Genomic DNA, 2,597 nt, shown 5'->3' on the forward strand with positions numbered 1-2,597 from the left:
AGGGATCAAGCCTGACCGCCCGGAGTGGGCGCGGTCGGCCGCAGCCCCCAGGCGCCACCACGCCGCAGCCCCCGACCAGAACCACCCTGGGGGGCCGATGACGCCCACCACCGTGCTCACCATCGCCGGCTCGGACTCCGGCGGCGGCGCGGGCATCCAGGCCGACCTCAAGGTCTTCGCCGCCCTCGGCGCGTACGGCACCAGCGTGATCACCGCGGTCACCGCGCAGAACACGAGGGGCGTCGACGCCGTCCTGCCGCTGCCGCCGCGCACGGTCACCGAGCAACTCGACAGCGTGCTCGCCGACTTCGCCGTGCGGGCCGTCAAGACGGGCATGCTGGCCACCCCGGCCATCGCCGACGCGGTCGCCGGCGCCGCCCGGGACGGTCGGCTGCCGAACCTCGTCGTCGACCCGGTGCTCGTCGCCACCAGCGGGCACCGGCTGGGCGCGGTCGCCGCAGTCGAGCGGCTGCTGCCGTACGCCCGGGTGGCGACGCCGAACTGCGCGGAGGCGGCGGTCCTCCTCGGACGCCCGGTGGCCACGGCCGAGGAGATGGTGGCCGCCGCCGAGGCGCTGGCCGTCGGCGGGCCGGAGCACGTGGTGGTGACCGGCGGCGACGTGGACCGCGACGGCGAGGCGGTCGACGTGCTGCACGGCGACGGGGTCACCACGCTGCTCCGCGCGCCCCGGGTCGCCACCCGGCACAACCACGGCACGGGGTGCTCGTTCTCGGCGGCGGTCGCTGTCCGGCTGGCGCTGGGCGACCCGGTGCCGACGGCGGTCGCCGCCGCCAAGGAGTACGTCTTCCGCGCGCTGACCGGCGGGCGGGACTGGGAGTTGGGCGCGGGACGCGGCCCGCTGGACCACTTCGGGTGGTCCGCATGAGCACAGGGGAGGCAGTCATGCAGGCACGTCGCAAGGTCCACGTGGAGGGGTCCCGGCCGGATGTCCGGGTGCCCTTCGCCGAGGTGGAGCTGACCGGCGACAACGCGCCGGTCCGGCTCTACGACACCTCCGGGCCCGGGTCCGACCCGGAGGTCGGGCTGCCGCCACTGCGCGGGCCGTGGATCGCCGAGCGCGGGGACGTGGCCCCGGTGCGCGGCGCGGGCACGCCGCTGGCCGGGGCGCACGGGAGGCGCCCGACGCAGCTCGCGTACGCCCGGGCGGGGGTCGTCACGCCGGAGATGGAGTTCGTGGCGATCCGGGAGGGCATGGCGCCGGAGTTCGTCCGGGACGAGATCGCCGCCGGGCGGGCGGTGCTGCCGCTCAACGTCAACCACCCCGAGTGCGAGCCGGCGATCATCGGCAAGGCGTTCCTGGTCAAGGTGAACGCCAACATCGGCACCTCGGCGGTCACCTCCTCGGTCGCGGAGGAGGTGGAGAAGCTGACCTGGGCGACCCGGTGGGGCGCGGACACGGTGATGGACCTGTCGACGGGCAAGCGGATCCACGAGACCCGGGAGGCGATCGTGCGGAACTCGCCGGTGTCGATCGGCACCGTGCCGATCTACCAGGCGCTGGAGAAGGTCGGCGGCGACCCGGTGAAGCTGAGCTGGGAGGTGTTCCGGGAGACCGTCGTCGAGCAGGCCGAGCAGGGCGTCGACTACATGACGGTGCACGCGGGGGTGCTGCTGCCGTACGTGCCGCTGGCCGTGGACCGGGTCACCGGGATCGTGTCGCGGGGCGGCTCGATCATGGCGGCCTGGTGCCTGGCGCACCACGAGGAGAACTTCCTCTACACGAACTTCGCCGAGCTGTGCGAGATCCTGGCCCGCTACGACGTGACGTTCTCGCTCGGCGACGGGCTGCGCCCCGGCTCGATCGCGGACGCCAACGACGAGGCGCAGTTCGCCGAGCTGCGCACCCTGGGCGAGCTGACGAAGGTGGCCTGGGAGCACGACGTCCAGGTGATGATCGAGGGCCCGGGACACGTGCCCATGCACAAGATCAAGGAGAACGTGGACCTCCAGCAGGAGTGGTGCCACGAGGCGCCGTTCTACACGCTCGGCCCGCTGACCACGGACATCGCCCCGGCGTACGACCACATCACCTCGGCGATCGGCGCCGCCATGATCGGCATGTTCGGAACCGCGATGCTCTGCTACGTGACCCCGAAGGAGCACCTCGGGCTTCCGGACCGGGACGACGTGAAGGCCGGCGTGATCGCGTACAAGATCGCGGCGCACGCGGCCGACCTGGCCAAGGGGCACCCCGGCGCGCAGGCGTGGGACGACGCGCTCTCCAGGGCGCGGTTCGAGTTCCGGTGGGAGGACCAGTTCAACCTCTCGCTGGACCCGGAGACCGCGCGGTCGTACCACGACGCGACCCTGCCCGCCGAGCCGGCGAAGACAGCCCACTTCTGCTCGATGTGCGGACCGAAGTTCTGCTCCATGAAGATCACCCAGGAGCTCAAGGAGTACGCGGCGCGCGGCATGAAGGACAAGTCGGAGGAGTTCGTCTCCTCGGGCGGCCGGGTCTACCTGCCGCTGGCCTGACCCGAAGCGGGGGGGGCCCCCCCCGGGGCGGGGGGGGGCGGCCCCCCCGCGGGGGGGGGGGGGCGGGGCGGGTGGGGGGGGGGGGGGGGGGCCCCCCACCC

At 73.7% G+C, this 2,597-nt stretch carries 2 protein-coding genes; both read left to right on the forward strand.

The window, feature by feature from the left end; all coding sequences use genetic code 11:
* Nucleotides 1-97 precede the first annotated feature (97 nt).
* On the forward strand, nt 98-886 hold the full coding sequence (gene thiD, locus AB0L34_RS33530) for a bifunctional hydroxymethylpyrimidine kinase/phosphomethylpyrimidine kinase (RefSeq protein ID WP_363709663.1): 789 nt from the start codon (nt 98-100) through the stop codon (nt 884-886).
* Nucleotides 887-903: 17 nt separating this feature from the next.
* Entirely contained in the window at nt 904-2,496 is a 1,593-nt protein-coding gene (thiC, locus tag AB0L34_RS33535) for a phosphomethylpyrimidine synthase ThiC (protein WP_363709665.1), read from the forward strand.
* Nucleotides 2,497-2,597 lie beyond the last annotated feature (101 nt).

This window comes from Micromonospora sp. NPDC052213 (assembly GCF_040679695.1).
Lineage (GTDB): Bacteria > Actinomycetota > Actinomycetes > Mycobacteriales > Micromonosporaceae > Micromonospora.

Excerpts from the sequence above, each read along its gene's own strand:
- thiD (WP_363709663.1), top strand. The coding sequence starts at position 98 with ATGACGCCCACCACCGTGCTCACCATCGCCGGCTCGGACTCCGGCGGC.
- thiC (WP_363709665.1), top strand. The coding sequence starts at position 904 with ATGCAGGCACGTCGCAAGGTCCACGTGGAGGGGTCCCGGCCGGATGTC.